Below are 26977 nucleotides of genomic sequence, written 5' to 3' on the forward strand. Positions count from 1 at the left end.
CGTAGAAATCCGGATGGGCACGAAGACGATCTTCAAAGCCCCGCGAAGGGCCTCGCGACTTCGCCGGCGGCCACGAAGCGGCGCTCGCGCATCCATTTGGTCATGACCCACTTCTCGCCCCGGGTCACGGTCGCGCTGGCGTGCAGGGAGCGCGTGTCGACGCGGCCGTTTTCATCGGTGTACTCGAAGTAGCAGGCATTGCCGCGAATCGGCGAAACCGCCAGGCCGAGTTGCGGAAAGACGGTCTGGCCGCCGTCCTGCACGTCGTTGAGATAGGTCACCAGGGTGCTCACGCGCTGGCCGCTTCGCGCGATGGATTCACGGTTGGCGGCGTTGGTGGGAGCCAGATAGTCGTAGTGAGGCTCGCTGCCCGCGCCGCTCGGGTAGTACAGCACCTGCAGCCCCTCGCCGTTTTCCAGCGGAAGGTTCATCAGCGCCGACAGGCGCCGGTCGAGACGGGCGACCAGGTCGTTCTCGCCCAGGCGAAAGAACATGCCCCAGCTGGCGCGCTTGTCGCTCACCACATCGCGGCCGCTCATCGGATCGACCAGCGTGGAAGGCTTCAGGCGCGGGCGCGCCATTTCGATGATGCCCTTGCACTCGTCGGCATCCACGACGTTGCCGAGCGCGGCAAAGACCGGATCTTCGCCGCGCGAGTGCACGACGATCTCGCGGTCGGCCGCTGCAATCCGCGTGCCTGGTGCAAGTCGCGCCACGGGCTTGGCCGGAGCTTCGTCCGGCAGTTCGATGGCGTCGGCCGGCATCGCTGCGCCACGCTGGCGCGCATCGACATAAGCCGCGACGATGGCCTGCGCCGCGCGCTCGTTCATGCCTTGCTTGAGCATGGTGGCCACCAACGCGTGCGGCGCCTGGCCGGCATTGAGGTTGTGCGTGAGCCAGCGGCCCAGGTCAGGCGAGAAGCGGACGACGGTGCTCATGAGGCACCACAGGTGCGAGTCAAACCGGCCCCATCCGGGCGACCCAACCCTTGTCGCCGAGCGTGAAGCCCTGGCGCAGCTGCAGCTGCCCGCCCGCGCCATTCGTGATGCGCGTGATCATCGGGAACACACGCTGCGCGTCGGCGTTCTGCATCCACGGCGCCGTGTCGATCTGGTAGGTGTAGCTCACCACCGCCAGCGGATGGCTTGCGTCGGATGCATCGACCTTGACGTCGACGATCTTCTCGCGCTTGAGGTGCGCCACGCAGAAGTCGTTGGCGTGCTCGGTGCCGTGGTTTGCGTACGGATGCGGCTTGTAGAACTTGCGGCCGGCGTCGGTCAGCTCGAATCGCTTGACCGCGCCGTCCGGGTTCTCGCTGCTCTTCGGTACGGAGACGATGGTGCTGTGCACCAGGCCCAGTTGCTCCATCACCGGAAACTGGATGGCGTGGCGTGCACCGGAGCCGGCCTCGGCTTCGGTCAGGTCGATCGGCCAGTCGAACATCGAAAGGCAGATGTCGCCACGCTGGGCCAGGTGGTCATCCAGTGCAGCCGCGAGGTTCTCGGCGGTGGGTGCCTTGGCATCGTGGCTGGCGCTGCATGCGGCCAGCGCACAGACGATGGCAATGCCCGTCAGGGTCTTGATCGAAGTCCGGGTGTGCCGGCTCAGGCGGATGGAGCGGAGATTCATGGGGTCTCTGGTTGATTTACGGGTAGCAGGCAGTGCATGGCGATCGCGGACCTAGCGCGCATCCAGTTCGTCCGCGACCCAGCCGCGCCGCGTGAGGTGAACGCCAAGGCGCACCTGCATCGTTCCTTCGCGCTGGATGGCGCGCGCCAGCAACGGAAAGACCTGCTGCACTTCGGGCGCTGTTGCCCAGGGATCGGGCGCGATGCGGTAGGTGAAGAGCAACGAGGTCGCGGTGCGGCCATCGCGCGTTTGCGGCGGGTCCCAGCCGATCAGGCGATCCAGGCTCAGGGTGGCCGCGCAGAAGTCGGCCGGGTGCGTGACCGTCTGCGTCGTGGTGCGGATCACCACGGGCACCTGGAGGTAGTACTTGCGCCCCGCATCGGTCAGCGCGTATTCGCGGGCCGGCACGGTGATGGCGACATCCTTGCCGGTCACCAGGCCCAGCTTTTCGAGCACCGGCATCTGCTGCGCATCGGGCTCGTGCGATCCGGCCGGCACCGTGATCGGCCAGGCGTATTTGGCCAGGCAGACGTGCCCGCGCTGCGCGAGATAGTCGTTGACTGTCGCCGTGAAGTTGTCGCGATCCGGAAAGCGCGCCTGTTCGTTGTCGCAGCCGGCGAGCAAGGCCAGCAACACCAGCAGGGACGCGACGCCGCCGACGCGTCGGGCAAGGACTGAGGTTGTGTTCGTCTTCACTTCACGCACCTGCCCGTGGTCGGTGCGGCGGAGGGAGGCTGGTAACCGTCACTGAACGTGCCCAGGAAGCAGACCAGGTCGGCGATCTGCTGCGGTGTCATGACCGGCGGGGAGCCGGGCGCGCGCGGCCGCGTGCCGCTGGCAAGCGTCTTCTCACCGCCCTCGCCGGTGCCCAGCGGCACTTCCTCGTCGATGCTGCCTTGCTGCGAGCGCGGCAGGTCGTTGTACTTGTTGACCGTTGCGCCCGGCACATGGGTAGGTTGCAACGCCCAGCTCGGGTTGGCCTGCGGCGCACCGGAGCCGTCGTTGTTGGCGGGGTACCAATACTCCGGGTTGGTGTCCCGCGTGTTGTAGAAGTTGACGACCTGCTCCAGCGAGTGGAGCACGCCGTTATGGAAGAAGGCACCCCGCGTCGCCACGTTGCGCAACCCGGGAACCTTGAACATGCCGCAGTACGGGTTGGGCGTGTCCGGCGTGGCGGGCATGTGGTCGGTGCGGTAGGGGCCGCACAGTCCCATGTCGAAGTATTTCGGGTCGTCGTTGGCCGGAATTGGATCCGGATTGTTCGGGATCGACCTGTCATTGCGCGGCGCACCCAGGGCCTGGTAGGTGAAGTCCGTCATCAGGCCGGTGTTGCCGTTGAAGTTGGCGCCCGTGTAGTGGCAGCCCGAGCAATTGGTGACGCCGGTGCTGTGAAACAGAACCTCGCCGCGCCGCTCGGCCGGCGTCAGCGTGCCGCCGAGCTTGTTGAAGACATGGAGGTCGTACTTGCTGCTGTACGGGTGAAAGCTGATGTCTTCAGTCTCCAGCGCCTGGATCGCGCGGCCGAGGGCGTCGAAGGCGGTGTCGGTGTTGTCGAACACGTCGGCGCCGAAAGCCTGTTTGAACAAGCCGGCATAGGTGCTGCTCTGGACCACCTTCATGACCGCCTCCTTGGAGGCGTTGTTCATCTCGAGCGGGTTGAGCAGCGGCATTCCGGCCTGCGTCGCCAGCGTCGCCGCGCGGCCATCCGCCATGAAGCCGCCGCCGGGCGAACTGGTGGTCACGCCGTCGGGGTTCGGCGCGTTGTCGTCGTAGGCCGGCGTCGATTCCCTGTAGCGCAGCGAGGGCACGGCACGCGCGCCGGTCTGCGTGATGTCGGAGCCCAGCTGCACCGAGATGCTGTTCGGCGGACCGTAGGCGTATTGCGGGTCATGGCAGCTCGCGCACGACATGTTCTTGCCGCTCGACAGGTTCTTGTCGAAGAAGGCCAATTGCCCGACCTGTGCGCCCAGGCTCAGGGGCGGCTTGTGCGGGCCGGTGGTGCTGCCTGCCGTCGTTGCCGCGCTCTTGCCATCGCAAGCCACCAAAGCCAATAGCGCTACCGAGAGCGCCATGACGAGCGGGACTGTCTTGTCCATTGCCAGATTCATCATTCACCGTTGCATCTCGCAAGAGCTGCCATGTCGCCTTGGATGAGTTCGCCTTGCGCGAGCTCGAAGGCCATAAAAAGCTGTTCCAGGCGGCCCCGCGAAGGATTCCGCCTGGAACGCCGCCTCTTGGCGGGCGGCTTTCTGCTTACTTGGTCGCCCAGACGTTGTTCTGGCTCGCGTCAGCTCCCACCTGCGGGGTGATCTGGCCTTCCAGCTTGCCCGTGAGGGCGTCCTGTACACCCACGATGTCGTTCGCGTACAGCTTCTGGGTGTAGTTGGCCGGGATCACATAGGCATGGTTGATCGGCCGCACGGAGTCGAAGTGCGTGTCCGCGCTGTTCTGGTATTCCGGCAGCGCAAGGATGTTGGCCGTGATGAACGCTTCCGTGTATTTGGTGCGGTTCAGGTAAGACGCATCCACGGCCGGGTCGGCGATCTGGAACATGTCCTGCAGCGTGCGCAGGAACGCGAAGTGGCTGTATGCATCGCTGTCCGCAACCTGCTTCTTCGCCGTGCCCACGTCCTGCTGGTTGGACATGATGCCGAAGATCGAATTGCCGTGACCGAAGTTGCCTGCGGCGTAGTTGGCCGGCGGGGTGGTGGCCGTCGCCTTGCCGCTCGCGTCCACGGTCACCGGCGCCGCGCCGGAAGTCGGGCCGCCCGCGTTCCAGCCGCAGCAGGAGCCGTTGCTGCCGCCTTCGCCTTCGTCGTACATCACGACGATCGCAACGCGCTTGTGCGGGTTCCTCCACAGCGCCGAGCTGCGGATCTTGTTGACCACCATGCCCAGGTAGATGTCGGCGCGCACGGTGCCGGCGGCCTGGCCGTCGTTGTTGGTGTTCGCGCAGCTCGTGTCGGAGCCGACACCGTGCATGTCGTCGCACTGGTCCGGAACGATGAAGTTGATGTTGCCCACATCGCCCGTGTCCAGGTCCTTGCCGAACTGGTCGTAGATCCAGCCGCCCGGAACCGGGAAGATCGATGACTTGAGCCAGTCCGCTTCCTGGTACTGCGTGCCGAAGATGGTGCGGTTGTTGGCCACGAAATCGGGCAGGCTGCGGGCGCCCTGGAAGGCGATCGACGGGCCGTGCTTGACCTTGTAGAGGCCGCCCTGCGCGGCGAAGTTAGGGGAACCGACGAGAGTGGGCGGAGCGGAGCCGTCGAGGCTGGTGGCGCCCTTGAGCTTGCTCGAGTCGTACGTGGCGGTCACGGCGTTATCGAGGATGCTGTCGGCGCGCACGTCCTGGCCGGGGTTCATAGACTCGCTGTAGGTGCGGATGGTCAGGCCCGCCTTGGACATCGCCGTGAACAGGTTGCTGCCCGGGATGTTGTGCACGGTGCCGCCGGTCGGGTTGTCACCGCAAGTCGGATCGGCTGCGGAGTAATGGGAGCGGCTCTGGCTGTTCGCCGGCGGGAGCTTGCCCTGAGCGGGCATGGTCTGGCCGTCGGAGGCCGCACCACCGGCAAATGCGACGTCCTTGATTTCGTAGGGGCTGCCGGGAACGGCGCCGCAACCGAACCAGTTGTCGTCGGTGATGCCGAAGTCGTCGCCGCCGCCCAGCGCGGTGTAGTTCGGCTCGGACGGGTTGCCGGTCGAGTAGTACGTCTTCAGCTGGTTGTAGTTGTTCAGGATGTAGTTGATGTTGGCCGCGCGCGGGTTGCCGACGATCACGTCGGTCGACTTGTTTTCCTCGACGATGACGAAGATGTTGTCGTAAGCCGGCACGCCTTCCACGTTGAAGGCCGCCTGCTGCGCCTGCGCGAAGGTGATGGGCGCCTGCTTCTGCGTCGGCACCGTGGGGGTGGCCTTGGTGCCATCGCTGTTGGTGAGCGTCACGCTCGACAGGCCTGCGAGACGGGGGTCGCCGCCCAAGACGGCCAGGTTGTCGGGGAACAGGTCCTTGCGGTCGAGCTTGGTCGTCGCGTAGGTGTAGCGGTTGGTCAGCTGGTTGTCTTCATACAGCGCCGCATACTGGGTCGCGCCGGCCAGGGTGTTGACGTCGGCCAGCGGATCGGTGAACGCGGCCGTGCCCAGATTGAAGGCCGGGCCGTTGAGGCGTGCGACGAGGTTGGCCTTTTCGGCCGCGTAGCTGCTGCCGTTGGCTTCCACCAGGCGTTGCGCTTCGCTCGACAGCGGGCTGATGACGATCTTGCCCGCGCCCTGGTCGGCGATCTGGGCGGTCGAGGCGCGCAGGATCAGGTGGCTGGCCACGGTAGCGCCGGTCGCGGTATTGATCGCGGCGGTGCCGATATCGGCCACCAGCGGTCCGGTCTGGGTGGTCGTCAGCGTGAACTTGCCGCTGGCATCGGTGACGGTCGAGACTTCGCCGCTGTCGAGCACGCCATTGCCGTTGGCATCGACGAAGACCGTGGCCTTCTGGTAGTAGCCAGGCTTCAGGGTCGGGTTGCCCGTGGTGCTGCCCGGCACGTAGCCGCTGGCGGTCACCACGCCGCTGAAGGTCGTGCCGGGAGTGCTGGCGGGCGGAGTGGTGATCGGGAAGAAGCCGCCGCCCCCGTCGTTTCCTCCCCCGCAAGCGGCGAGCACGCAAGCTGCAACCGTCGTCAATGACGTGAGCAAAGCCTTTTTATTGAGAATTGGCATGTATATCCTGGGGCAGTGAGTTATGGATGGTTTTTACCGACCGGCAAGGGACAGCTGGGCATCGTCTTTTTCAGCAAGAAGCGCCAGATCGAGGAGGAATGTAGAAATAACGGGTGACATTCATGTGTCAAAAGAGCGATGAATATCCAATTCACGGAGCACATGCCGACGCGCAATTTTTCCGCTTCCGTAATTAACTGACCGCAAGCTGACCGGAGAATTAGAAGACGATTAGCAACTAATTAGAAAAAAATTAGAAATGCAGCTTGCGGATAGACCTTCAGCCTTGCCATCCAGCGAATGGAGATCGATTCGCGCAGGGCTTCGCCTCCGGAATTTCCCGTTTGGAAATTGGAGATGGAGTTCTGCCTGGGAAGTCCTGAACGGAAATTGCTGCGTCAAGTGCGCCGTTTTTCGGCAGCAATAGATTCACGGAATCAATGAATCCTCCGAGGCACGGCCCTACCCCGACCCGATTGCGAGCGCGGAATCAGAGACCCTCAGGTCTGGTGCGAGTTGGCGGGCCATGCAATTGACCACCGCCGAATTTGTGGAATTCAGCGCCCGTGGCGCGGAATCCAATACGCCAGCGTCCCCGCCGCAGCGAAGGCGATCAGTCCGGTCACCGCGATTCCCGCGGCAAGGGACAGGCCGCCCGCCAGCAGAGACAGCAACGCCGGGCCGCACGAGGAGCCGATGTCGGACATCAGGCGCCATATGCCGAGGAAGTGCGCGCGCCCGTGACGCGGCGAGTGGTCGGCGCCGAGGGTCATGATCATTCCCGAGCCGATACCGTTTCCGAAGCCGATCGCCAGTGCAGCGATCAACAGCGTGAGAACGCCGGACGTCAGGGGCATCAGCAGCATTGCCAGCCCCATGATCAGCATCGACGGCACCGCGACCCAGCGCCTGCCCTTCCGGTCCATCACCTTGCCGGCCGGGTAGAACACCAGCATGTCGACACCGCCGGCCAGGCCGTAGATCAGCGAGGCCACCGAGGGCGCAAGCATCAGGTGGTCGGCCCACAGCGGGATCACGGCCTGGCGCGAAGCGCGCACCGCGCTGACCAGCACCACGCCGACACCGAGCGTGAGGAACACATGACGGTGATCCCGCAGCGTCGAGACAACGGACGTCGAAGCCGGCGCCGCCTGCCCGGCCGGGAGCGGCGGCGCCTCGAGGTCGGGGATGCGCGCGCCGATGGCCGCAGCCGCCATCACCGCCACGATGCCGACCACATAGGCCGCCGACAGGCCGAACACGTGCACCGCCCCGGCAGCAAGGAAAGGCCCGGCGAACATGCCGATGCGCATGACGCCGCCCAGCGTCGACAGCGCCCGTGCGCGGTATTCGATGGGTACCGCCTCGGTCATGTAGCTCTGGCGCGCGAGGTTGTAGACCGCCTGCGACATGCCCACCATGAAACACCCCGTGGCGAACAGGCCGAGATGCGAAGTCAGCACGCACAGGAGCATGCCAAGACCGCTCCACACACCCGCCGCAACGATGGCCCAGCGCTCGCCCCAGCGCATGGTGATCATCGAGGCCGGAATGTTGTTGAGCAGCGAGCCGATGCCGATCATCGCGATCACCAGCGCGGCCATGGGCACGGAAGCACCGAGGCCACGCGCCGTCAGCGGCACGATCGGCAGGATGGCGCCCTCACCCAATCCGAACAACAGCGAAGGGGCGAAGGCCGGTACGGCGATGCGCCAAAGAGAGAACGAAGGCGTGGGGGAAGAGGTCGAGGCGGCGGGCGGGATTGACATGCGCAGAAGGGTTCGGATTTGTTGCCGCCACCCGCCGGGCGGACAAGGCGCGGCAATTGTCTCGCCGATGCCGAATGTCTGCAGGGCCTCTCCTTTCCTCACTCCGTCCTGCGCTGCAAAGCCTGCGCGGCGGCCACGTGGATTGCGGGCCTGCGATGCCCGGCATCTCAAGCGGTTGTGGGCCGCGCAAACTCGATCGGCAGATCCTTGAACTGCTTGCGCAGACCCGGCACGGGCGCCCCGCCCACCACGATGCGCGCAAACGCATCGAGCGGACTGAAGAAAGCGGGTCGCAGGCGATTGAGCTTGCTTTCATCCACGATCAGGAAGCTCTGCGACGCGCTGCGGATCGCCGCCTGCTTCACCGGTACTTCGTGAAAATTGGAACAGCTCGCGCCCCGCTCCAGGTCCAGTCCGCCGGCCGAGATGAAGGCCTTGTTCACGCCCAGCCGGTTGAGATATTGCAGCCCCTCGTCTGAAAAGAACGTGGCCGACGACGCGTGGTACAGCCCGCCCAGCAGCATCAACTGCGTGTTCGGCCGGCGGCTGAGGATCGACGCGATGTTCGTGGAGTAACACACCACGCTCAATGGCATGTCGGGCGGCAAGGCCTCCGCGAAATGGACCATGGTGGTGCCGCAGTCGATGAACAGGCTGTCGTGCGCCTGCACCCACGTGGCGGCGCGTTCGCAGGCCACGCGCTTGTGCGCCGCGTGCTGGTCGCTGGCCTCGTCGAGCGAGTACCTGTCGGCGCCCGGCAGCGTTGTCGCAAGCACGTAGCCGCCGAGGGCGGTGAGCGGTGAATCGGCGGCCGACAGGTCGCGGCGGATCGTCATTTCCGTCACGCCCAGCCGCTGGGCGGCCTGCTTGATCGGCAACGGTCCGCCGGCCTCGACGAGCTCCTGCATCTTTGCAAGGCGCAAGGCCCGGGCCTCGGCGCCGGCGGTCTTTCGCATGTTCTGGTTCCTCTGGTCCACAAGCCCGAGTATCGGGCATCAAAAATGTTATTTCAAAAACATCTTGCGCAGATAAATGTTATTGAAATAACATTCACGCCAATGCGCCACCGGCCCTGCACGGCGGTCTGCACAACGATCGGAGACAAAGACATGCCCCTTGCCTGCCTGCCGCTCACGCGGCGCCTGCGCGCCCCGGCGCCCTTCACTTCATGACCTCCACTTCCCTCGTTCGCGCCAGCGGCGCGGTGCGCTCGCGCCCCGTTTCGACCGTCGCGGCCGCTTCGCCCCCGGCTGCCGTTGCCGGCGTCGCGGCGACGGCGCCCGACAAGAAGCCGCACACCATCGCGCGCAACACCGCGCAACCCTTCGACACCGGCTGGTTCGACAACATCCGCGTCAACCTCTCGGCCGCCGAACGCCGCGTGGCCACGCTGCCCGGTCGCCGCTCGGTCAAGAAAGATGCGCAGGCCGGCTGGCTGCTCAAGGCCATCACCTGCATCGACCTGACCACTCTCAACGGCGACGACACGGCCGAGCGCGTGCGCAGGCTGTGCGCCAAGGCCGCGACCCCCGTGCGCCCCGACCTGCTGGCCGCGCTGGGCTTTGCAGATCGCACGCTGCATACCGGCGCGGTCTGCGTCTATCACCGCTTCGTGGCCACGGCCGTGGATGCGCTGGCGGGCACCGGCATTCCGGTGGCGGCGGTGTCCACGGGCTTTCCGGCGGGGCTGATTCCGCACGAGCTCAAGCTCAAGGAGATCGAAGCATCGGTGCGCGACGGCGCGGCGGAGATCGACATCGTCATCACGCGCGAACACGTGCTCACCGGGCAGTGGCAAAAGCTCTACGACGAGATGCGCGACTTTCGCCTGGCAGCGGGCGATGCGCACGTGAAAGCCATCCTGGCCACGGGCGAACTGAAGACGCTGCGCAACGTCGCCAAGGCCTCGATGGTCTGCATGATGGCCGGCGCCGATTTCATCAAGACCTCCACCGGCAAGGAAGGTGTGAACGCCACGCCGCTGGTCACGCTGGTGATGCTGCGCATGATCCGCGAGTACGAAGCCCGCACGGGTTTTCGCGTGGGCTACAAGCCCGCCGGCGGCGTCTCCACCGCCAAGACCGCGCTCGACTACCAGGTGCTCATGAAGGAAGAGCTGGGCCGCGCCTGGCTCGAGCCCGACCTGTTCCGCATCGGCGCCTCCACCCTGCTGGCCGACATCGAGCGCCAGCTGGAACACCACGTCACGGGCCGCTACTCGGCCTTCCACCGCCACCCGATCGGATGACCCGATGAGCAGCAACAGCAGCGTCGCACGCTATTTCGACACCATGGACTACGGCCCCGCGCCAGAGAGCGACACCGACGCCCGCCAATGGCTCTCGCGCCATGCGCAGGGCTTCGGCCACTTCATCGGCGGGCACTTCACCCCCGCATCGGCCGGCCCGCATTTCGACACGGCCGAACCAGCCACCGGCCAGCGGCTCGCCGGCATCGCACAGGGGTCCGCGCAGGACGTGGACGCCGCCGTCGCCGCGGCGCGCGCCGCGCAGCCCGGCTGGCTGGCGCTCGGCGGCCACGGCCGTGCACGGCATCTGTACGCCCTGGCGCGCATGGTGCAGCGCCATGCGCGGCTGCTCGCGGTGGTCGAGGCGCTGGACAACGGCAAGCCGATCCGCGAGAGCCGCGACCTCGACGTGCCGCTGGTGGCGCGCCACTTCTATCACCACGCCGGCTGGGCCCAGCTGCAGGAACGCGAGTTCGCCGACCAGGTGCCGCTGGGCGTGATCGGCCAGATCATTCCCTGGAACTTCCCGCTGCTGATGCTGGCCTGGAAGATCGCGCCCGCGCTGGCGCTGGGCAACACGGTGGTGCTCAAGCCCGCGGAGTTCACGCCGCTGAGCGCCCTGCTGTTCGCCGAACTCGCGGCGCAGGCCGGCCTGCCCGCCGGCGTGCTGAACGTGGTGACCGGCGACGGTGCCACGGGCGCGGCGCTGGTGGCGCACGAAGGCGTCGACAAGATCGCTTTCACCGGCTCGACCGACGTGGGCCGCCTGATCCGCGAAGCCACCGCCGGCTCGGGCAAGTCGCTCACGCTGGAGCTGGGCGGCAAGTCGCCCTTCATCGTGTTCGACGACGCCGACATCGATGCCGCCGTGGAAGGCGTGGTCGACGCCATCTGGTTCAACCAGGGCCAGGTGTGCTGCGCCGGCTCGCGGCTGCTGCTGCAGGAAGGCATTGCGGCCGACTTCATCGAACGCCTCAAGCGCCGCATGCAGAGCCTTCGCGTGGGCCTGCCGCTGGACAAGGCGATCGACATCGGCAGCCTGATCGACCCTTCGCAGCTCGAACGCGTGCGTTCGCTGGTGGCCACCGGCGTGCGCGAAGGCGCAGTCTGCTACCAGCCGCCGGGCGCGCTGCCAGCGGGCGGCAGCTTCTTTCCGCCCACGCTGCTGACGGGTGTGCACCCTGCCTCCACCGTTGCGACCGAAGAGATCTTCGGCCCGGTGCTGGTGACCATGACCTTCCGCACGCCCGACGAGGCCGTGGCACTGGCCAACAACACGCGCTACGGTCTCGCCGCCAGCGTGTGGAGCGAGACCATCGGCCTTGCGCTGGGTATCGCGCCGCAGCTGCAGGCCGGCGTGGTGTGGGTCAACGCAACCAATCTGTTCGACGCGGGCGTGGGCTTCGGCGGCTACCGCGAATCGGGCTACGGCCGCGAAGGCGGACGCGAGGGCTGCTACGAATACCTGAAGCCGCGCGCATGGGCCGAGCGCAAGCCGCGTCCGGCAACTGCATTTGCCCAAGCTGCGAACGAGGCAGACAAGGCACCGGTCGCCGCGGGGCTTCCGGCCATCGACCGCACGGCCAAGCTGTTCATCGGCGGCAAGCAGGTGCGCCCGGATGGCGAGCTCTCGCACCCCGTGTTCTCCGCCACCGGCCAGCGGCTCGGCGAGGTGGGCACCGGCAACCGCAAGGACATCCGCAACGCCGTGGCCGCCGCGCGCGCCGCCACGGGCTGGTCGAGCGCCACGCCGCACCGCCGCGCGCAGGCGCTCTACTACCTGGCCGAAAACCTCTCGGCGCGCGCCGGCGAATTCGCCGCGCGCCTCACAAGCCTGACCGGCGCGGCCGCGCGCGCCGCACAGGCCGAAGTCGACGCCGCCGTGAGCCGCCTCTTCGCCTACGGTGCGTGGGCCGACAAGTACGAAGGCACGGTGCACGTGCCGCCGCTGCGCGGCGTGGCACTGGCCACCATCGAGGCCATCGGCGTGGTCGGCGTGGTGTGCCCCGACGAAGCGCCGCTCTTGTCCTTCGTGAGCCTGCTCGCGCCGCTGCTCGCCATGGGCAACCGCACGGTGATCGTGCCGAGCGAGAAGCATCCGCTGATCGCGACCGACTTCTACCAGGTGCTCGAAACCTCCGACCTGCCGGCCGGCGTGGTCAACCTCGTGACCGGCCCTGTCGCCGGCCTTGCGCAGACGCTGGCCGAGCACGACGACGTCGATGCGCTGTGGGTCTTCGGTGCGAAGGAGCTGTCGCGCACCGCGGAGCGGCTGTCGATCGGCAACCTCAAGCGCACGCTGGTCGATCACGGCCTGGCCACCGACTGGCACGACGGCGTGGCGGCCGAAGGCCCGCTGTTCCTGCGGCATGCCACGCAGGTCAAGAACATCTGGATCCCCTATGGCGAATGAGCGCTGTCAGTGCTTCCAAAGCCTCGAAAACCAAGGGAAATCCCTCAATAGCAAACGTTTGCGCAAACGTTTTCTTTCCCTAAGATCGCAGCCAACCGAACCGTTCCATCGCCAGGAGTCCGCATGCTGAAGTCCATCCATCCGCTGCTCAATGCCGACGTGCTGTACGCCCTGCGCGCCATGGGCCATGGCGACGAACTGGTGCTGTGCGATGCCAACTTTCCGGCCGACTCGGTGGCGCGCCAGACCACGCTGGGCCGGCTGCTTCGCATCGACGGCGTGGGCACCACGGAAGCGGCGCGCGCCATCCTGTCGGTGCTGCCGCTCGACGAGGCGGTGGACGATCCGGCGCGCCGCATGGAAATCATGAGCCAGCCGCACGAGATCCCGCCGGTGCAGCAGGAAATGCAGCGCGAGATCGACGCTGCCGAGGGGCGCGTGCGCCCGCTGGGCTCGATCGAACGCTTCGCCTTCTATGAAGCCGCGCGCCGCGCCTACTGCGTGATCGCCACCGGCGAGCGCCGCTTCTACGGCTGCTTCATCTTCAAAAAGGGCGTGCTCGCGCCGCAGGCCTGACCCCATGACCGTCCTCACTTCCAGGCAGCACGGCGTCGCCGTGCTCGGCATCTTCGTTGCCGACCTTGCGTTTCGCGCGTCCAGCCTTCCGGGCGTAGGCCAGACCATCGCCGGCTCTGGCTTCGCAATGGGTCCGGGCGGCAAGGGATCGAACCAGGCCGTGGCAGCCGCACGCGCAGGCGCCGGGGTCACGTTCATCTCCAAGCTGGGGCAGGACGCCTTCGGCAACGACGCGCTCGCCCTGTGGTCGCGCGAGGGCATCACGCCGCGCGCGCCGCAGGTGACGGCGCAGCCGACCGGCGCGGCGTTCATCTACGTTCATGAAGTCACCGGCGACAACGCCATCATCGTGGTGCCAGGCGCCGCGATGCTGATCGATGCCGCCGACGTCGATGCGGCAGCCGATGCGATCCGCGGCGCACGCGTGTTCGTCACCCAGCTCGAGCAGCCGGCCGCCGCCGCGCGCCGCGGGCTGGAGATTGCCCGCGAGGCCGGCACGCTCACCGTGTTCAACCCCGCGCCCGCCCTGCCCTTCGACGACGCGCTCTACGCGCTGTGCGACTACATCACACCCAACGAGCACGAAGCCGCAGCCCTGAGCGGCATGCCCGTCGAAACCATCGAGGACGCGCGCCGCGCGGGCGACTTCTTCCTCGCCAAGGGCGTGGGCTGCGCGCTCATCACGCTCGGCGACAAGGGCGCCCTGCTGCACAGCGCCAGCGGCTCCGAGCACATTCCGGTGTTCCGCGCCGGCGCGGTGAAGGAAACCACCGGCGCGGGCGACGCCTTCAACGGCGGCTTTGCGGCCGCGCTGGCCGAGGGCGCCACCGCCCGCGAGGCGGCACGCTTCGGCGCGGCGGTCGCGGCCATCTCCGTGACACGTGCCGGCACGGCGCCCTCGATGCCCACGCGCGCCGAGGTCGATGCGCTGCTGGCTCGCGTCGCCTGACAGGACCCTGCCCATGAAGCTCAGGTTTTCAGACCGCGAACTCAACTTCCTGGTCGGCATCAACGTCCTCATCCTCGTGGTGGCGACGGTGCTGTCCAAGGGGGACTTTCTCGACGTCTACAACTTCCAGTCCATGGGTGGCCAGCTGCCCGAACTCGGCCTGCTGGCCATGGGCGTGGCGCTGTCGATGATCTCGGGCAACGGCGGCATCGACCTGTCGGGCGTGGCGCTGGCCAACCTGGCGGGCGTGGTGGCCGCCACCCTCGCGCCGCAGCTGGTCGCGCCCGATGTGTCGCCCTGGCTCTACACCGGCTGGTTCGCCGCCATCGCGCTGGCGGTGGGCCTGGCCGGTGGATTGCTCAACGGCGTGCTGATCGCGAAGGCGGGCCTCACGCCCATCCTCTGCACGCTGGGCACGCAGCTGCTCTACACCGGCCTGGCAGTGGTGCTCACGGGTGGCTCCAGCCTGCGCGTGGGCGATGCCGAGGCGCTCTCGGCCATCGGCAACGAGATGGTGCTGGGCGTGCCGATTCCGTTCGTGATCTTCCTCGTGATGCTGCTGGCCGTCGGCTGGCTGCTGCGGCAAAGCCCCTTCGGCATCCGCCTGTTCCTGCTCGGCACCAACGCCAAGGCGGCGCGCTACGCCGGCATCTCGCAGGCCCGCATGCTGATCGCGACCTACGCGCTGTGCGGATTCCTCGCAGCCGTGGCCGGCGTGATCATTGCCGCGCGCACCGCGAGCGTGAAGTCGGACTACGGCAACTCCTACCTGCTGATCGCCATCCTCATCACGGTGATGGCGGGCGTGCGGCCGCAGGGCGGCTACGGACGCATGGTGTGCCTGTTCTTCTCGGCGGTGGCGCTGCAGCTGCTGTCGAGCACCTTCAACCTGCTGGGCATTTCCAACTTCTTCCGCGACTGCGCCTGGGGCCTGCTGCTGCTGTTCTTCCTGGCCTACGGGCGCTTCGGCCTGCAGGACCTGCGCATCTTTCTTTCCACTTCGCGCTCCAGCGCACCGCCGCACCAGCTCCCTCCTGGCGCGGCGCAAAGAAACCCCGAGGGCTAGGAGACAACATGCTGAAGAAAACAAAGATCGCCTGCACCGCACTCGCCCTCACCACCGTGGCCTTCGCCTCGGCACTGCACGCGCAGGGCAAGCCGCAAGACATCGTCACCGTAGTGAAGATCACCGGCATCAGCTGGTTCAACCGCATGGAAGTGGGGGTGAAGGAATTCGGCGCGAGCACGCCGGGCGTGACCACGCGCCAGATCGGCCCGGCCCAGTCGGACGCCGCGCAGCAACAGCGCCTGGTCGAAGACCTGGTGGCCAAGAAGGTCGACGCCATCGCCGTGGTCTCGATGGACCCGCCCACGCTGGAGCCGGTGCTCAAGCGCGCGATGGAACGCGGCATCAAGGTCGTGACGCACGAGGCCGACAACCAGAAAAACACCATGGTCGACATCGAAGCCTTCGACAACACGGCCTACGGCGCGCGCATCAACGAGCGCCTGGCCGCCTGCATGAGCCAGCAAGGCAAGTGGACCTCGCTGGTGGGTTCGCTGGGCAGCCAGTCGCAGGTGCAGTGGGCCGACGGCGGCGCCTCGAACGCGAAGAAGTACCCCAAGATGCAGCTCGTCGATGCCAAGAACGAATCGCTCAACGACGCCGAGAAGGCCTACGGCAAGGCCAAGGAAATGCTGCGCAAGCACCCCGACCTGAAGGGCTTCCAGGGCTCGTCGTCGCTCGACGTGCTGGGCATCGGCCGCGCGGTGGAAGAAGCCGGCCTGCAGGGCAAGGTCTGCGTGTTCGGCACGGGCCTGCCCAGCGAAGCGGCCAAGTTCCTCGAGTCGGGCGCGGTCGGCGGCATCGCCTTCTGGGACCCGAAGGATGCCGGCCTCGTCATGAACAAGGCAGCCAAGATGCTGATCGACGGCAAGACCATCACCGACGGCACCGACATGGGCGTGCCGGGCTACAACAAGGTCTCGGTCAAGAAGGGACCGGGCGTCGGCATCGTCGTCACGGGCCAGGCCTGGGTCGAGGTCGACAAGCAGAACTACAAGAAGTACGCCTTCTGAGCCTGCGAACCATGACCCTTGCAGCAGCGCCCTCCATGCAGGCCACGCACGCCTCGGCCACGCCGACGGGGCGCCGCGTCTTTCTCGAGGTGCAGGACGTGCACAAGCGCTTCGCGGGCGTGCACGCGCTGCGCGGCATCGACCTGACGATCGAGGCCGGCGAGATCTACCACCTGCTCGGCGAGAACGGCTGCGGCAAGAGCACGCTGATCAAGATCATCTCGGGCGCGCAGCCGCCGAGCCAGGGCCGCATCGTGATCGACGGCAGGCCGCACGATGCGCTGTCGCCGCTTCAGGCGCTCACGCTCGGCATCGAGACGGTCTACCAGGACCTGTCCCTGCTGCCGAACATGAGCGTGGCCGAGAACGTTGCGCTCAGCGAGCAGTTGGTGAGCACCGGCGGCAAGCTGGCGCGCCGTTTCGACGGCAAGGCGGTCGCGGCCACGGCCGTGCGTGCGCTGGAGACGGTGAAGCTGCCGACCGACGCCGCCTTCCTGGCGCGCCGCGTCGACGAACTGCCCATTGCCACGCGCCAGCTGGTGGCGATCGCGCGCGCCGTGGCCACGCGCGCGCGCATGGTCATCATGGATGAGCCCACCACCTCGCTCACGCAGAAGGAAGTGGACAACCTCGTGCACGTGGTCGAGGCGCTGCGCGCGCAGGGCGTGGCGGTGCTGTTCGTGAGCCACAAGCTCGACGAGTGCATGGCCATGGGCGGCCAGGCCATCGTGTTCCGCGACGGCACCAAGGTCGCGCAGGGACCGATCAAGGGTTTCACCAAGGCCGAGCTCGCGCACTGGATGACCGGCAAACAGCTCGACGGCGCCCGCTACCGTCACCGCTCGCACGACGGCGACGTGCTGCTGAAGGTCGAGGCGCTGGGCCGCGGCACGCAATTCAGCGACGTGGGCTTCACGCTGCACAAGGGCGAGATCCTGGGCATCACCGGGCTGCTCGACTCGGGGCGCAACGAGCTGGCGATGGCGCTCGCGGGCGTGCAGGCCGCGGACCGCGGCAGCATCTCGCTCGCAGCGAAGGAGATCACGCTGAAGACACCGGCCGACGGCATCCGCCAGGGCATCGGCTATGTGCCCGAAGACCGGCTCAGCGAGGGCCTCTTCCTCGACAAGCCCATCCGCGACAACATCGTCACGGCCGTGCTCGGCCGCCTGCGCGGGCGCTTCGGCGCGCTCGATGCGCGCCAGTGCCAGGCGCTGGCCGAACGCACCGTGGCCGACCTGCAGATCGCTACGCCCGACGTGGACCGCCCGGTGCAGTCGCTCTCGGGCGGCAACCAGCAGCGCGTGCTCATCGGCCGCTGGCTCGCCATCGATCCGCGGGTGCTGATCCTGCACGGCCCGACCGTGGGCGTGGACGTCGGCTCGAAAGACACCATCTACCGCATCGTGCAGCGGCTGGCCGAGCAGGGGCTGGGCGTGATCCTGGTCAGCGACGACCTGCAGGAACTGCTGCAGAACTGCGACCGCATCCTGCTGATGCGCAAGGGCCGCATCGCCCACGACTTCGACGCGCAAGGGCTGGCCGAAAGCGAGCTGTACCGCGCGCTGGTTTCCGACACCCCCTCTCCCGCATTCTCATGACGGCTTCCACCATGCAAGCGCACACCACCGCTGTGCCCGCAGCGCCCGAGCCCCGGGCCCGCACGTCCTGGCGCCACTGGCTCGCGCAGCGCCCCTCGGTCTTCACACTGGCGCTGATCGTTCTGGTGAGCCTGGTGGTGGGCGCGATCAACCCGAGCTTCTTCCAGTTGCCGGTGCTGTTCGACATCGTGCGCGCCTGCACGGTGCTGGGCCTGTTCGCGCTCGGCGTGCTGATCGTGCTGGCCGCGGGCGGCATCGACGTGTCGTTCGCGGCGATTGCCGCGCTCACGATGTACAGCATCACCAAGCTCGTGCTGAACTACTTTCCGGAAGCGCCGATCGCGCTGCTGCTGGTGGCGGGTGCGGCCAGCGGCGCGGTGCTCGGCGTGCTCAACGGCCTGCTGGTGCACTGGCTCAAGGCGCCCTCGCTGATCGTGACCATCGGCACGCAGTACCTGTACCGCGGCATCCTGCTGACCTTTGTCGGCACCGTGTTCTTCATGAACGTGCCGCTGCCGATGGATGCCTTCGGCAAGCTCGCGCTCTGGCGCTTCGACACGCCGCAGGGCCTGCACGCGGTGCTGCCGGCCACCGTGCTGGTGCTGGCTGGCGCGGCGGTGCTGACCTGGTGGCTGCTGAACCGCACGCTGATCGGCCGCGCGGTGTACGCCATCGGCGGCAGCCTGGCAATCGCGGAGCGGCTGGGCTACAACCTGCGCACCGTTCACGTCTTCGTGTTCGCGTACGCGGGTTTCCTGTCGGGCCTGGCGGGCATCGTGCATGTGTCGAGCACGCGGCTGGCCAATCCTTTCGACCTGGTGGGCAACGAACTGGACGTGATCGCCGCCGTGATCCTCGGCGGCGCCCGCATCACCGGCGGCAGCGGCACCGTGGGCGGCACGCTGCTCGGCGTGGTGCTGGTCACGCTGATCAATAACGTGCTGATCCTGGCGGGAGTGCCCAGCACCTGGCAGAAGGTCATCATCGGAGCCTTCATCCTCGTGGCCGGGGCTTGCTTCGCGATGCGCAAGCAGGGCTGAGGGCTTCACGCCGCTATGCGCGAGCAGGTTGACGGCCTTCGGGATGTGAAGGCCCGGCGGCCATGTCGCCGCGCCCGGCTCGACTGAAGCCGCCCTCGTTTGCCCTGAGCCACCGCAACGCCATCCACAACGTTGCACCGGCAAGCAGCGCGCTGGGGATGGCGACGATCAGCAGTCCATGGCCGATCATCGACGGCCCCCCGATCCGCTCGCTGACCCAGCCCGTGAAGAAAGGACCACTCCCGCCCCCACCAACCGTGTTCAGGAATGCAGCAACCGCAATGACCTGCGCCCTGAAAGCCCTCGGCGCAAGTACCTGAATCGGGATGGCCGACAGCGCCAGGTACATCGCGAACAAAAGCGCCGTGCTGGCGTAGAGCACCATCGCCAATGTCGTGCTCGCCACCAGGTAGGTTCCTGCAATGAGCGGAACGACCGCGAGCGTCACGCCCATTGCGATCTGGACGATACGCCGGGCAGCCAGTTCGTCGGGCGCCCTGCTTGCAAGCACCCCGCCCAGCAAGGCACCGCCCAACCCGAAAAAGATGTTGATGGGCCCCAGGATGCGCCCGACATCGGCCGCGCCCAGGTGATGAACGCGAATGAAGAACGAAGGCGCCCATGCCGACTGCGAGTAGAAGCCGACCGTGACGAGCATGCCGCCGAGCAGGTACGGTGCGAAGAAGCCGACGCGGTCTTTCACAGCCCCGGGGAAAGTGGCACTGGCCGTGGGTAGCGCCGACGGCTGCTGGCGAACGGGTTCGCGCACGGTCGCGAGAAGAACCGCGCCGAGCAGCAGGCCAGGCGCCCCCACGCACACAAGAACGCTTTGCCAGGGCTGCAGCACGCCGACAAGCGGCAGCAACAGACCGCCGGACTGCGTGAACCCCCTGAGCAGAAGGCCGCCCAGCACGAGCGACAGGCCGCCTCCCACGAAGGGCGCGGTCATGAAGACGGATGTTCTGCCCACCAGCCGGCGCGGCGAGAAGCTGTCGGTGAAGATCGACAGCGCGGCCGGGATCAGCCCGGCTTCCGCCACCGCGGTGACCGCTCGCGCCGCCATGAAGGCGTGGAAATTGGGAGCGAGTCCGCACGCAATGGTCGCAAGGGACCAGACCAGCACGCAGACGCCGGCAATCCTCACGCGGTTCCCTTTGTCCAGCGCCCGTGCCAGCGGGATGCCCATTACCGCGTAGCACACCGTGAACGCAAAGCCCTGCACCAATCCGATCTGCGCATCGTCGATGGAGAACGAGTGCTTCAGCGCGTCGACGAGGATGCTGACCACGGTCCGGTCGATGTACGAAATGATCGCGCACAGCCAGAACACGCAGACGACGTACCAGCCTCTGGCTGGGGTCAACAAGTCGGCCTGTGGGGTTGCAGCGGAGACGGTCATGGCACCACCGACGGCTCGATTCCGGCGTCGGAATCGGCGGGAAGGAGTCGCAATGTGTCGCGGCACACGGCGCCGGCCTTCATCACCAGAGCCACCGTGGATGCGGGGTCGCGAAAGACCGTGATGTCTTCGACGGGGTTCTTGTCCAGAACGATCAGATCAGCATCGAAGCCCGCCTTGATCCGTCCCGCCTGCTCGCCGATGCCCAGCAGTTCGGCATTCACCGACGTCGCGGAGCGCAGAACATTCAGCGATGAACTCAGTTCTCCGCGCAGGACGAGTTCCTGGGTTTCCCGCCCCTGTAGCGAACCCAGCAAGTCGGTGCCGAGGCCGACCTTGACGCCCGCCTCTTCGCTGTGCCCGATCGCTGCGTACATGGCGTCCACCAGGTACTTGAGTTTGTCGAGCGCGCCGGCGGGCAACCGGACCTCGCCGTCGAGCATGTGCTTGACGATGCCCAGGGTCGGGACCACGAAGGCGCCCTTGCGGGCGACGATCTCCGCGGCCTCGCGGTCCATCATGCTGGCGTGCTCGATGGAGCGAACGCCGTGCTCGGCACACCGCACGATGGCCTCCTTCGTGTGCGCATGCGCCATGACATAGCTTCGCCACCGCGCCGCCTCTTCCACGGCAACCGCGATTTCGGCGTTGCTGAACTGCTGCGACCAGATGGGATCGGTGGGCGACAGCACGCCGCCGGAGACGAAGATCTTGATGTGGTTCGCGCCCTGGCGAAACTGGTCGCGCACTGCCTCCCGAACATGGTTTTCTCCATCCACCACGCGCGTGAAGGCCCCGACAAGATCGCACTTGCAAGGCGAGGCGGCCCGGTGTCCTCGCATGTCGCCATGCCCGCCGGTCTGGGACAGCGCCTTGCCTGCAATCAGATAGCGTGGGCCGTCGAGCAGCCCTTCTTCCAGCGCCTGGACGAGGCCCTGCTCGCCTCCTCCAGCATCACGGATGCTGGTGAAGCCCTGCTGCAGCATGTTGCGCAGATAGCGCCCGGCATAGTGGGCGAGATAGGACGGTTGCAGCTTGTCGAGGCCGCCGACGTCGAGACTGGCTCCGGTGGCGTGCGTGTGCGCGTCGATGAGGCCCGGCATCACCAGCCGCCCCCCAAGGTTCACACGACGGATGTCTGGGCTTGCAGCCCCCTCGCCGTCACCTCGTTCGACGGAAGAAATCTTCCCGTTTGAAATCCCGATGGCGTGGTGGTCGTCACCGAAGTAGCGATCGCCGTCGAACAATCTTGCGTGGGTGAGAACGAGCTGCGGTGACATGGATGCCCCTTTCGCGGCAATTCTAGAAATGGGGGTGGCATTTCTCTTGTCCCTGCATGCATGGCGATTGATCCTGCGTGCCGATCCCGGGCCCTTCGGAGCCCTTTCCATGGGATATGCTGCGCCGCGCAATCTTTGTTTGAACTTGGAGTAACTCGATGGAAGACGTGAAGATCCTTCAGATCATGCCCGCCGAAGGGTGGGTCGCTGTGTACGACGGCGGCGATGAAGGAGAAATGGAAGAGCCGCTGGCCTGTTTTGCTCTGGTGCAGGTCGACTACAAGAATGGCGACGGCATCCAGACCGAAGTACGCGGAATGGCGCCCGACGAAAAGCTCATGGCGTTCGTGGAAGACGCTACCAACTTCGTGACGGTTCGTCGCGCTGAAGAAGCCGACGACGAAGAGGAAGACGAGGCGGCCGAGTAGGTTTTCCCTGACAAGGCTGGCAGGCCTCAACGGGAGGGGGCACTGCCAGCTTTTCGCCGGAACTCTCCCGGCGTGATGCCATAGGTATCGCGGAACAGACGGGTGAAGTGGCTCTGGCTCGAAAACCCCGCCTTCGCCACTACGTCCACCAACGTGGAGTTCGACGAACGAATCAGCCCGCGTGCGACCTCGAGTTGCTTGTGAACGATGAACTGGTGAGGGGAAGTCCCCGTGGACTTCCTGAAGATGCGAACAAACTGCGACTTGCTCATGCCGACGCTTGTCGATAGCTCCATGAGAGTCAGTTCACTCATCGGCTTTTCCGCGATCAGTTCGTTCAGTCGCGACCATTGCCATTCCGTCAGTTTCCCGCGCTCTCTTACCGGGGCCTGCCCGCGGCTTCGGATCAGGTGTGCCAGCACGCCGCAGCTCAGCGACTCGGCGTAAAGAGACCCGTTGGGGCAGCCGCGCTTGACTTCTCGCAGCATCGCCCGGAGCACCGCGGTCAGGGCGGGATCGTAGAACTCGACGGCCTGCCGAAGATTCACGAGCAGGTCTTCTCGCTCCAGGCCTTGATGTTCGAGCGCGGTCAGATCGAGCGGAAGCAGCAGTCGGCGAGCGTCCCGGCAGTCGACCTGGCTCACGCGGACTCGTGTTTCTGCATTGAACAGCGTCAACGAGCCAGCGCTTGCATTGAGGTCGTACCCGCGGCCGCCCACGGTCATGCGTGACGTGACGGCGCCGGACTCGATCAGCGACAGCGTCGGAGCCAACGTGGTGAAACTGCTTGTCCAGGGGCCCTCCGGGGTGCCAACCCACGCGAAAGGAAGGCCGTTCCAGGCGGCGGTCAGCGATGGCGCAAGAAGACTCGCGTTCTCGCGACTCCGCGCTGCTTCGTCTAGTGCAGTCCGACCTAGCTTGAACACCATATTTCCTCCAGGACGTGGGCGATCCGACGCGACAACCCCGCCACTCTAGTGTTTTCGATGAGGGTCGTTTGTTCAAAAGTGAGTCGAACGAGCAAGACCGGATTTCGCTTGCACATTGAAATCGGCCAGCGGCGGTCAGTCACGCCGCGCGGCCGTGCAATTTCTGCCCGCCGAACAAGAAACTCGGAGATAGACAATGACCAGTGAGCGGTATCGGCGTTGCAATCAGTGGCATCTTTCAGCGGTCGCACTCTTGCTTGCAGGCTTGACGGCATGCGGCGGAAGCGGGGACGGCAGTTCGACACCCGGCCTGGTCTTGCCTCCCGCGCCACCTCCGGCCGCTGTATCGGGTGCTCAGGGCCTCGAATGCGACGACTCGATGAAGACCGGCTTCGCGCCGGACGCAAACACCTCGGTCTTGCTGGCGAAGTCATTCAAGAAGGGAGACCCGCTCCTGCTTTCCGGCACCGCAACGCCGACGACTCCCATTGCGCAAAGCGACCTGTGCCTGGTGAAGTTGATCGTGGGGCCGGGACACACCGGACCTTCGGATGCCCCCTCCACCTCGGCCGGAATCGGGATCGAAATATGGCTGCCTGGCAAGGTCGCCTGGAACAAGAAGATTCACTTGATCGGCGGCACCGGTTGGGCGGGTGGAACCCAAACCACCCCGGGCGTGATCTCGTTCAGTCCACTCGCCAGCCCCTGGGACGTGGCCGGCGTGGAGGGCGCCGTATCCGCAACGACCGATACAGGGCACACCGTGTCGAACGGCGACTTCCTGATGAACCCCGATGGAACAGTGAACACCGTCGGATGGTCCGATTTCTCGGAGCGCGGCATTCATGAAATGACGGTAAAGGCCAAGGCGCTCGCCAGGGCCTACTACGGATCGGACGCGAAATACACCTACTGGCACGGCAGTTCGACGGGAGGTCGCCAAGGGCTCAAGCAGGCTCAGGCGTATCCCGGCGATTTCGACGGAATCATTGCCAGCTCGCCGGCCATCAACTGGACCAGGTTCAACACCGCCATGCTCTATGGCCAATTGATCACGCAGCGCGATCTTGGCGGTGTCGCCATGAGCGTTGCACAAGTCAATGCGGTATCTGCTGCTGCGCTCAACGCATGCGATCTGGTCGGTGGCAAACATCTTGGGTTCCTGATCGACCCTTCTCAGTGCGCCTACGACCCGCAGCAGGACCCGCAGGTGCTTTGCACTGGCAGCGGGGGCAGCAATACGGACCCGACTACCTGCATTTCAAGTGCGCAAGCACAGAGCCTCAATAAAGTCTGGTACGGACCGACGCGGGACGGATCGGTGCCCGCTCCGGCGACGGACACGGGATATGCCGTCGGCCTGACGGGGTCGCACCTTTGGTACGGCTATCCACGCGGCGCGCCGCTTGCGACTTCGCCATTTGGCGGCGGCGCGATTCTGGGTCCGGTGAATCCGCAGACTCTGGCAACGGACACGGTTGCGCTTATTCGGCAGGACCCCACGTTGGGAACGCCGAGTTTTCTCAATGCCACGGGGAACGGGGTCGACGGCTGGAAGAACCTCAGCTATTCCGACCTCGGCAGCATTTTCGATCGCGGAAATTCGCTTCAAACCGAGTTCAGCCGCATCAACACAGACAACCCGGATCTGACGGCGTTTCAAGCGCGTGGTGGGAAGCTCATTACCTTTGTCGGCCAGTCAGACGATCTGATTCCCCATCAGGGGCTACTCCAGTACTACTCCGCCGTGGCGAATCAACTCAACGCTTCATTGAAGTCGCCACCCGCCGGCACTTTTGCTGCGGTGAATTCTTTCTACAAGCTCTACCTCGTTCCCGGGATGGGTCACTACGGAACGAATGGGACCGTCAACGTCGACGCCAATCCACCGGTTCCGGGCGAGGCGCTCAAGTACGCGATGTTGACCGACTGGGTAGAAAAGGGAATCGAGCCCGGGCGCGTCGACGTGACAAGCACGGCGACAGCTACTGCGCCCGCCAAAGGCCAGCCGTTCTGCGTCTATCCGCTGAAGGCGACCTACCAGTCGGGGGATATTCTTGCCGCTGGCAGCTACGCATGCCGGTAGTCAAACCTTGAGCCTGTACCCGGTCTTGAAGATCCAGCGCACGGCGATCAGGCACAGCGCCAGGAAAACCAGCGTCACGCTCATGCTGATCGGCAGGCTCACGTCGGAGACGCCGTAGAAGCTCCACCGGAACCCGCTGATCAGGTAGACCACCGGATTGAACAGCGAGACCTTCTGCCAGAACGGCGGCAGCATGTTGATCGAATAGAAGCTCCCACCCAGGAAGGTCAGCGGCGTGACGATCATCAAGGGAATGATCTGCAGCTTTTCGAAGCCGTCGGCCCAGACGCCGATGATGAAGCCGAACAGGCTGAACGTCACCGCGGTGAGCACGAGGAACGCCACCATCCACAGCGGGTGCGCGATCTCGTACGACACGAACAACCGGGCGGTGATCAAGATGATGACTCCGAGGATGATCGACTTGCTCGCCGCCGCACCGACGTAGCCGCACACGACCTCGACATACGAGACGGGAGCGGACAGCACCTCGTAGATCGTGCCCGAGAACTTGGGAAAGTAGATGCCGAACGAGGCATTGGCGATGCTCTGCGTCAGCAGCGAGAGCATCACCAGGCCCGGGATGATGTAGGCGCCGTAGGCGATGCCGTCGACATCCACCATGCGCGAGCCGATGGCCGAACCGAAAACGACGAAATAGAGCGACGTGGAGAGCACGGGCGAGGCCACGCTCTGCATCAGCGTGCGCCACGTGCGCGCCATCTCGAACAGGTAGATGGCGCGGATTGCGTACATGTTCATGCTTGCCCCCTCACGAGGCTGACGAAGATTTCCTCCAGCGAGCTTTCGGAGGAATGCAGGTCCTTGAAGTCGATGCCGAGCTCGCCGAGCTGGCGCAAAAGGCCGGCGATCTGGTTGTCGTCGCCCTGCTTGTCGAAGGTATAGATCAGCGAGTGGCCGTCGTCGGCCAGATCGAGCTGGTAGCGGCCGACGAGTGCTTCGGGAATGGCAGCCAGCGCGTTCCGAAGGCTCAGCGTCAATTGCTTCTTGCCGAGTTTTTTCATCAGCGCGGCCTTGTCCTCCACCAGGATGAGCTCGCCCTTGCGAATCACGCCGATGCGGTCGGCCATCTCCTCGGCCTCTTCGATGTAATGCGTGGTCAGGATGATGGTGACGCCGCTTTCCCGCAGCTTGCGCACCATCTCCCACATGCCGCGCCGCAACTCCACGTCGACGCCGGCGGTGGGCTCGTCGAGAAAAAGAATCCGGGGTTCATGCGACAGGGCCTTGGCGATCATCACGCGACGCTTCATGCCGCCCGAAAGCGCCATGATCTTGGAGTCCTTCTTGTCCCAGAGGGAAAGATCGCGAAGCACCTTCTCGATATGGGCCGGATTCGGCGGATAGCCGAACAGGCCGCGGCTGAAGCTCACCGTGCCCCATACGGTTTCGAAGGCGTCGGTGGCCAGCTCCTGGGGCACCAGACCGATCTTCGTGCGTGCGGCCCGGAAGTCGGTGACGATGTCGTGCCCATCGGCCAGCACCGTGCCTTCGCTCGGGTTGACGATGCCGCAGATGATGTTGATCAGCGTTGTCTTGCCCGCCCCGTTGGGGCCGAGCAGCGCGAATATCTCTCCTTGGTGGATGTCCAGATCGACACGCTTGAGTGCCTGGAATCCCGACGCGTAAGTCTTGGAAAGCTGATTGACCGAGACGATTGAAGGCACGAGACCTCTCTTGAGTCTGTAGGGGGAGTCCGGAATCTTACGCTTGGGTCGCGCTGGAGCTGAGGCTGCACTCGCTGCTTCCTGGAGCGCGCAGTCGAAGTGGCAACCGGCCGCCTCAAAAGCTGAAGAGGCCTTGAGCACGTCCATTCGATC

Annotated in this window: 22 protein-coding genes; 10 read left to right on the forward strand and 12 right to left on the reverse strand. The window is 65.8% G+C overall.

What is annotated here, in order from left to right:
* Positions 1-32: 32 nt before the first annotated feature.
* The 7 genes from AC07O3_RS33195 to AC07O3_RS33225 all read right to left on the reverse strand — a co-directional run bounded on the left by AC07O3_RS33195 (position 33) and on the right by AC07O3_RS33225 (position 9064).
* Positions 33-938, reverse strand: coding sequence for a 2OG-Fe(II) oxygenase (locus AC07O3_RS33195; protein WP_495341373.1), 906 nt, complete (start codon positions 936-938; stop codon positions 33-35).
* A gap of 19 nt (positions 939-957) precedes the next feature.
* Positions 958-1629, reverse strand: coding sequence for a hypothetical protein (locus AC07O3_RS33200; protein ID WP_097198111.1), 672 nt, complete (start codon positions 1627-1629; stop codon positions 958-960).
* Positions 1630-1680: 51 nt separating this feature from the next.
* The gene (locus tag AC07O3_RS33205) at positions 1681-2325 is read right to left on the reverse strand and encodes a hypothetical protein (protein WP_495341374.1); all 645 of its coding nucleotides are present in this window, start codon (positions 2323-2325) and stop codon (positions 1681-1683) included.
* Positions 2322-3725 (reverse strand): cytochrome-c peroxidase, encoded by a 1404-nt coding sequence (locus AC07O3_RS33210; protein WP_495341375.1) that lies wholly within the window; start codon positions 3723-3725, stop codon positions 2322-2324. The genes AC07O3_RS33205 and AC07O3_RS33210 overlap by 4 nt, the downstream gene beginning before the upstream one ends.
* A gap of 157 nt (positions 3726-3882) precedes the next feature.
* Positions 3883-6339, reverse strand: coding sequence for an alkaline phosphatase family protein (locus tag AC07O3_RS33215; RefSeq protein WP_495341376.1), 2457 nt, complete (start codon positions 6337-6339; stop codon positions 3883-3885).
* Between the two features lie 557 nt (positions 6340-6896).
* The gene (locus tag AC07O3_RS33220; RefSeq protein WP_093081849.1) at positions 6897-8108 is read right to left on the reverse strand and encodes an MFS transporter; all 1212 of its coding nucleotides are present in this window, start codon (positions 8106-8108) and stop codon (positions 6897-6899) included.
* A gap of 167 nt (positions 8109-8275) precedes the next feature.
* Entirely contained in the window at positions 8276-9064 is a 789-nt protein-coding gene (locus tag AC07O3_RS33225) for a DeoR/GlpR family DNA-binding transcription regulator (protein WP_495341377.1), read from the reverse strand.
* Between the two features lie 212 nt (positions 9065-9276).
* On the opposite strand from AC07O3_RS33225, the gene deoC reads away from it, so the two are divergent.
* The 8 genes from deoC to AC07O3_RS33265 all read left to right on the forward strand — a co-directional run bounded on the left by deoC (position 9277) and on the right by AC07O3_RS33265 (position 19014).
* A complete protein-coding gene (gene deoC, locus AC07O3_RS33230; RefSeq protein ID WP_495341378.1) occupies positions 9277-10356 on the forward strand; it encodes a deoxyribose-phosphate aldolase in 1080 nt (359 codons plus the stop codon).
* 4 nt (positions 10357-10360) lie between these two features.
* On the forward strand, positions 10361-12769 hold the full coding sequence (locus AC07O3_RS33235; protein ID WP_495341379.1) for an aldehyde dehydrogenase family protein: 2409 nt from the start codon (positions 10361-10363) through the stop codon (positions 12767-12769).
* A gap of 123 nt (positions 12770-12892) precedes the next feature.
* On the forward strand, positions 12893-13345 hold the full coding sequence (locus AC07O3_RS33240; protein WP_495341380.1) for an RbsD/FucU family protein: 453 nt from the start codon (positions 12893-12895) through the stop codon (positions 13343-13345).
* Between the two features lie 4 nt (positions 13346-13349).
* Positions 13350-14294 (forward strand): ribokinase, encoded by a 945-nt coding sequence (rbsK, locus tag AC07O3_RS33245; RefSeq protein ID WP_093081843.1) that lies wholly within the window; start codon positions 13350-13352, stop codon positions 14292-14294.
* Positions 14295-14307: 13 nt separating this feature from the next.
* Positions 14308-15360 (forward strand): ABC transporter permease, encoded by a 1053-nt coding sequence (locus AC07O3_RS33250; protein WP_354338109.1) that lies wholly within the window; start codon positions 14308-14310, stop codon positions 15358-15360.
* Positions 15361-15368: 8 nt separating this feature from the next.
* Positions 15369-16373: a substrate-binding domain-containing protein gene (locus AC07O3_RS33255; protein ID WP_495341381.1), complete on the forward strand. Its 1005-nt coding sequence runs from the start codon at positions 15369-15371 to the stop codon at positions 16371-16373.
* An 11-nt stretch (positions 16374-16384) separates the two neighbouring features.
* The gene (locus AC07O3_RS33260) at positions 16385-17974 is read left to right on the forward strand and encodes a sugar ABC transporter ATP-binding protein (RefSeq protein ID WP_495341382.1); all 1590 of its coding nucleotides are present in this window, start codon (positions 16385-16387) and stop codon (positions 17972-17974) included.
* The gene (locus AC07O3_RS33265; RefSeq protein ID WP_093059604.1) at positions 17971-19014 is read left to right on the forward strand and encodes an ABC transporter permease; all 1044 of its coding nucleotides are present in this window, start codon (positions 17971-17973) and stop codon (positions 19012-19014) included. The genes AC07O3_RS33260 and AC07O3_RS33265 overlap by 4 nt, the downstream gene beginning before the upstream one ends.
* Before the next feature lie 13 nt (positions 19015-19027).
* Here the strand turns inward: AC07O3_RS33265 and AC07O3_RS33270 are convergent, their stop codons facing one another.
* Together AC07O3_RS33270 and AC07O3_RS33275 are read right to left on the reverse strand one after the other, a co-directional pair.
* Positions 19028-20413 carry an MFS transporter gene (locus tag AC07O3_RS33270; protein ID WP_495341383.1) on the reverse strand — a complete coding sequence of 462 codons (1386 nt, stop codon included), beginning with the start codon at positions 20411-20413 and terminating at the stop codon, positions 19028-19030.
* Entirely contained in the window at positions 20410-21693 is a 1284-nt protein-coding gene (locus AC07O3_RS33275) for a metal-dependent hydrolase family protein (RefSeq protein WP_495341384.1), read from the reverse strand. Before AC07O3_RS33275 ends, AC07O3_RS33270 begins: the two co-directional genes overlap by 4 nt.
* A 158-nt stretch (positions 21694-21851) precedes the next feature.
* Between AC07O3_RS33275 and AC07O3_RS33280 the strand changes: the two genes are divergently transcribed.
* Positions 21852-22121, forward strand: coding sequence for a hypothetical protein (locus AC07O3_RS33280; RefSeq protein ID WP_093059610.1), 270 nt, complete (start codon positions 21852-21854; stop codon positions 22119-22121).
* A 26-nt stretch (positions 22122-22147) separates the two neighbouring features.
* Here AC07O3_RS33280 and AC07O3_RS33285 read toward each other — a convergent pair whose 3' ends face one another.
* On the reverse strand, positions 22148-22894 hold the full coding sequence (locus tag AC07O3_RS33285; RefSeq protein WP_495341385.1) for a helix-turn-helix transcriptional regulator: 747 nt from the start codon (positions 22892-22894) through the stop codon (positions 22148-22150).
* Between the two features lie 535 nt (positions 22895-23429).
* Between AC07O3_RS33285 and AC07O3_RS33290 the strand changes: the two genes are divergently transcribed.
* Positions 23430-25136 (forward strand): tannase/feruloyl esterase family alpha/beta hydrolase, encoded by a 1707-nt coding sequence (locus tag AC07O3_RS33290; protein WP_495341386.1) that lies wholly within the window; start codon positions 23430-23432, stop codon positions 25134-25136.
* Here the strand turns inward: AC07O3_RS33290 and AC07O3_RS33295 are convergent, their stop codons facing one another.
* Entirely contained in the window at positions 25137-25898 is a 762-nt protein-coding gene (locus AC07O3_RS33295; RefSeq protein ID WP_093059616.1) for an ABC transporter permease, read from the reverse strand.
* Entirely contained in the window at positions 25895-26971 is a 1077-nt protein-coding gene (locus tag AC07O3_RS33300; protein ID WP_495341387.1) for an ABC transporter ATP-binding protein, read from the reverse strand. The genes AC07O3_RS33295 and AC07O3_RS33300 overlap by 4 nt, the downstream gene beginning before the upstream one ends.
* Positions 26972-26977: the final 6 nt, after the last annotated feature.

This window comes from Variovorax sp. GW821-FHT09D05, assembly GCF_059416325.1.

What these genes read in the sequence shown, in the direction of transcription:
- AC07O3_RS33195 (WP_495341373.1), bottom strand. Translation starts at nt 938, where the DNA reads ATGAGCACCGTCGTCCGCTTCTCGCCTGACCTGGGCCGCTGGCTCACG.
- AC07O3_RS33200 (WP_097198111.1), bottom strand. Translation starts at nt 1,629, where the DNA reads ATGAATCTCCGCTCCATCCGCCTGAGCCGGCACACCCGGACTTCGATC.
- AC07O3_RS33210 (WP_495341375.1), bottom strand. Translation starts at nt 3,725, where the DNA reads ATGGACAAGACAGTCCCGCTCGTCATGGCGCTCTCGGTAGCGCTATTG.
- AC07O3_RS33215 (WP_495341376.1), bottom strand. Translation starts at nt 6,339, where the DNA reads ATGCCAATTCTCAATAAAAAGGCTTTGCTCACGTCATTGACGACGGTT.
- AC07O3_RS33220 (WP_093081849.1), bottom strand. Translation starts at nt 8,108, where the DNA reads ATGTCAATCCCGCCCGCCGCCTCGACCTCTTCCCCCACGCCTTCGTTC.
- AC07O3_RS33225 (WP_495341377.1), bottom strand. Translation starts at nt 9,064, where the DNA reads ATGCGAAAGACCGCCGGCGCCGAGGCCCGGGCCTTGCGCCTTGCAAAG.
- deoC (WP_495341378.1), top strand. Translation starts at nt 9,277, where the DNA reads ATGACCTCCACTTCCCTCGTTCGCGCCAGCGGCGCGGTGCGCTCGCGC.
- AC07O3_RS33235 (WP_495341379.1), top strand. Translation starts at nt 10,361, where the DNA reads ATGAGCAGCAACAGCAGCGTCGCACGCTATTTCGACACCATGGACTAC.
- AC07O3_RS33240 (WP_495341380.1), top strand. Translation starts at nt 12,893, where the DNA reads ATGCTGAAGTCCATCCATCCGCTGCTCAATGCCGACGTGCTGTACGCC.
- rbsK (WP_093081843.1), top strand. Translation starts at nt 13,350, where the DNA reads ATGACCGTCCTCACTTCCAGGCAGCACGGCGTCGCCGTGCTCGGCATC.
- AC07O3_RS33250 (WP_354338109.1), top strand. Translation starts at nt 14,308, where the DNA reads ATGAAGCTCAGGTTTTCAGACCGCGAACTCAACTTCCTGGTCGGCATC.
- AC07O3_RS33255 (WP_495341381.1), top strand. Translation starts at nt 15,369, where the DNA reads ATGCTGAAGAAAACAAAGATCGCCTGCACCGCACTCGCCCTCACCACC.
- AC07O3_RS33260 (WP_495341382.1), top strand. Translation starts at nt 16,385, where the DNA reads ATGACCCTTGCAGCAGCGCCCTCCATGCAGGCCACGCACGCCTCGGCC.
- AC07O3_RS33265 (WP_093059604.1), top strand. Translation starts at nt 17,971, where the DNA reads ATGACGGCTTCCACCATGCAAGCGCACACCACCGCTGTGCCCGCAGCG.
- AC07O3_RS33270 (WP_495341383.1), bottom strand. Translation starts at nt 20,413, where the DNA reads ATGACCGTCTCCGCTGCAACCCCACAGGCCGACTTGTTGACCCCAGCC.
- AC07O3_RS33275 (WP_495341384.1), bottom strand. Translation starts at nt 21,693, where the DNA reads ATGTCACCGCAGCTCGTTCTCACCCACGCAAGATTGTTCGACGGCGAT.
- AC07O3_RS33280 (WP_093059610.1), top strand. Translation starts at nt 21,852, where the DNA reads ATGGAAGACGTGAAGATCCTTCAGATCATGCCCGCCGAAGGGTGGGTC.
- AC07O3_RS33290 (WP_495341386.1), top strand. Translation starts at nt 23,430, where the DNA reads ATGAAGACCGGCTTCGCGCCGGACGCAAACACCTCGGTCTTGCTGGCG.
- AC07O3_RS33295 (WP_093059616.1), bottom strand. Translation starts at nt 25,898, where the DNA reads ATGAACATGTACGCAATCCGCGCCATCTACCTGTTCGAGATGGCGCGC.
- AC07O3_RS33300 (WP_495341387.1), bottom strand. Translation starts at nt 26,971, where the DNA reads ATGGACGTGCTCAAGGCCTCTTCAGCTTTTGAGGCGGCCGGTTGCCAC.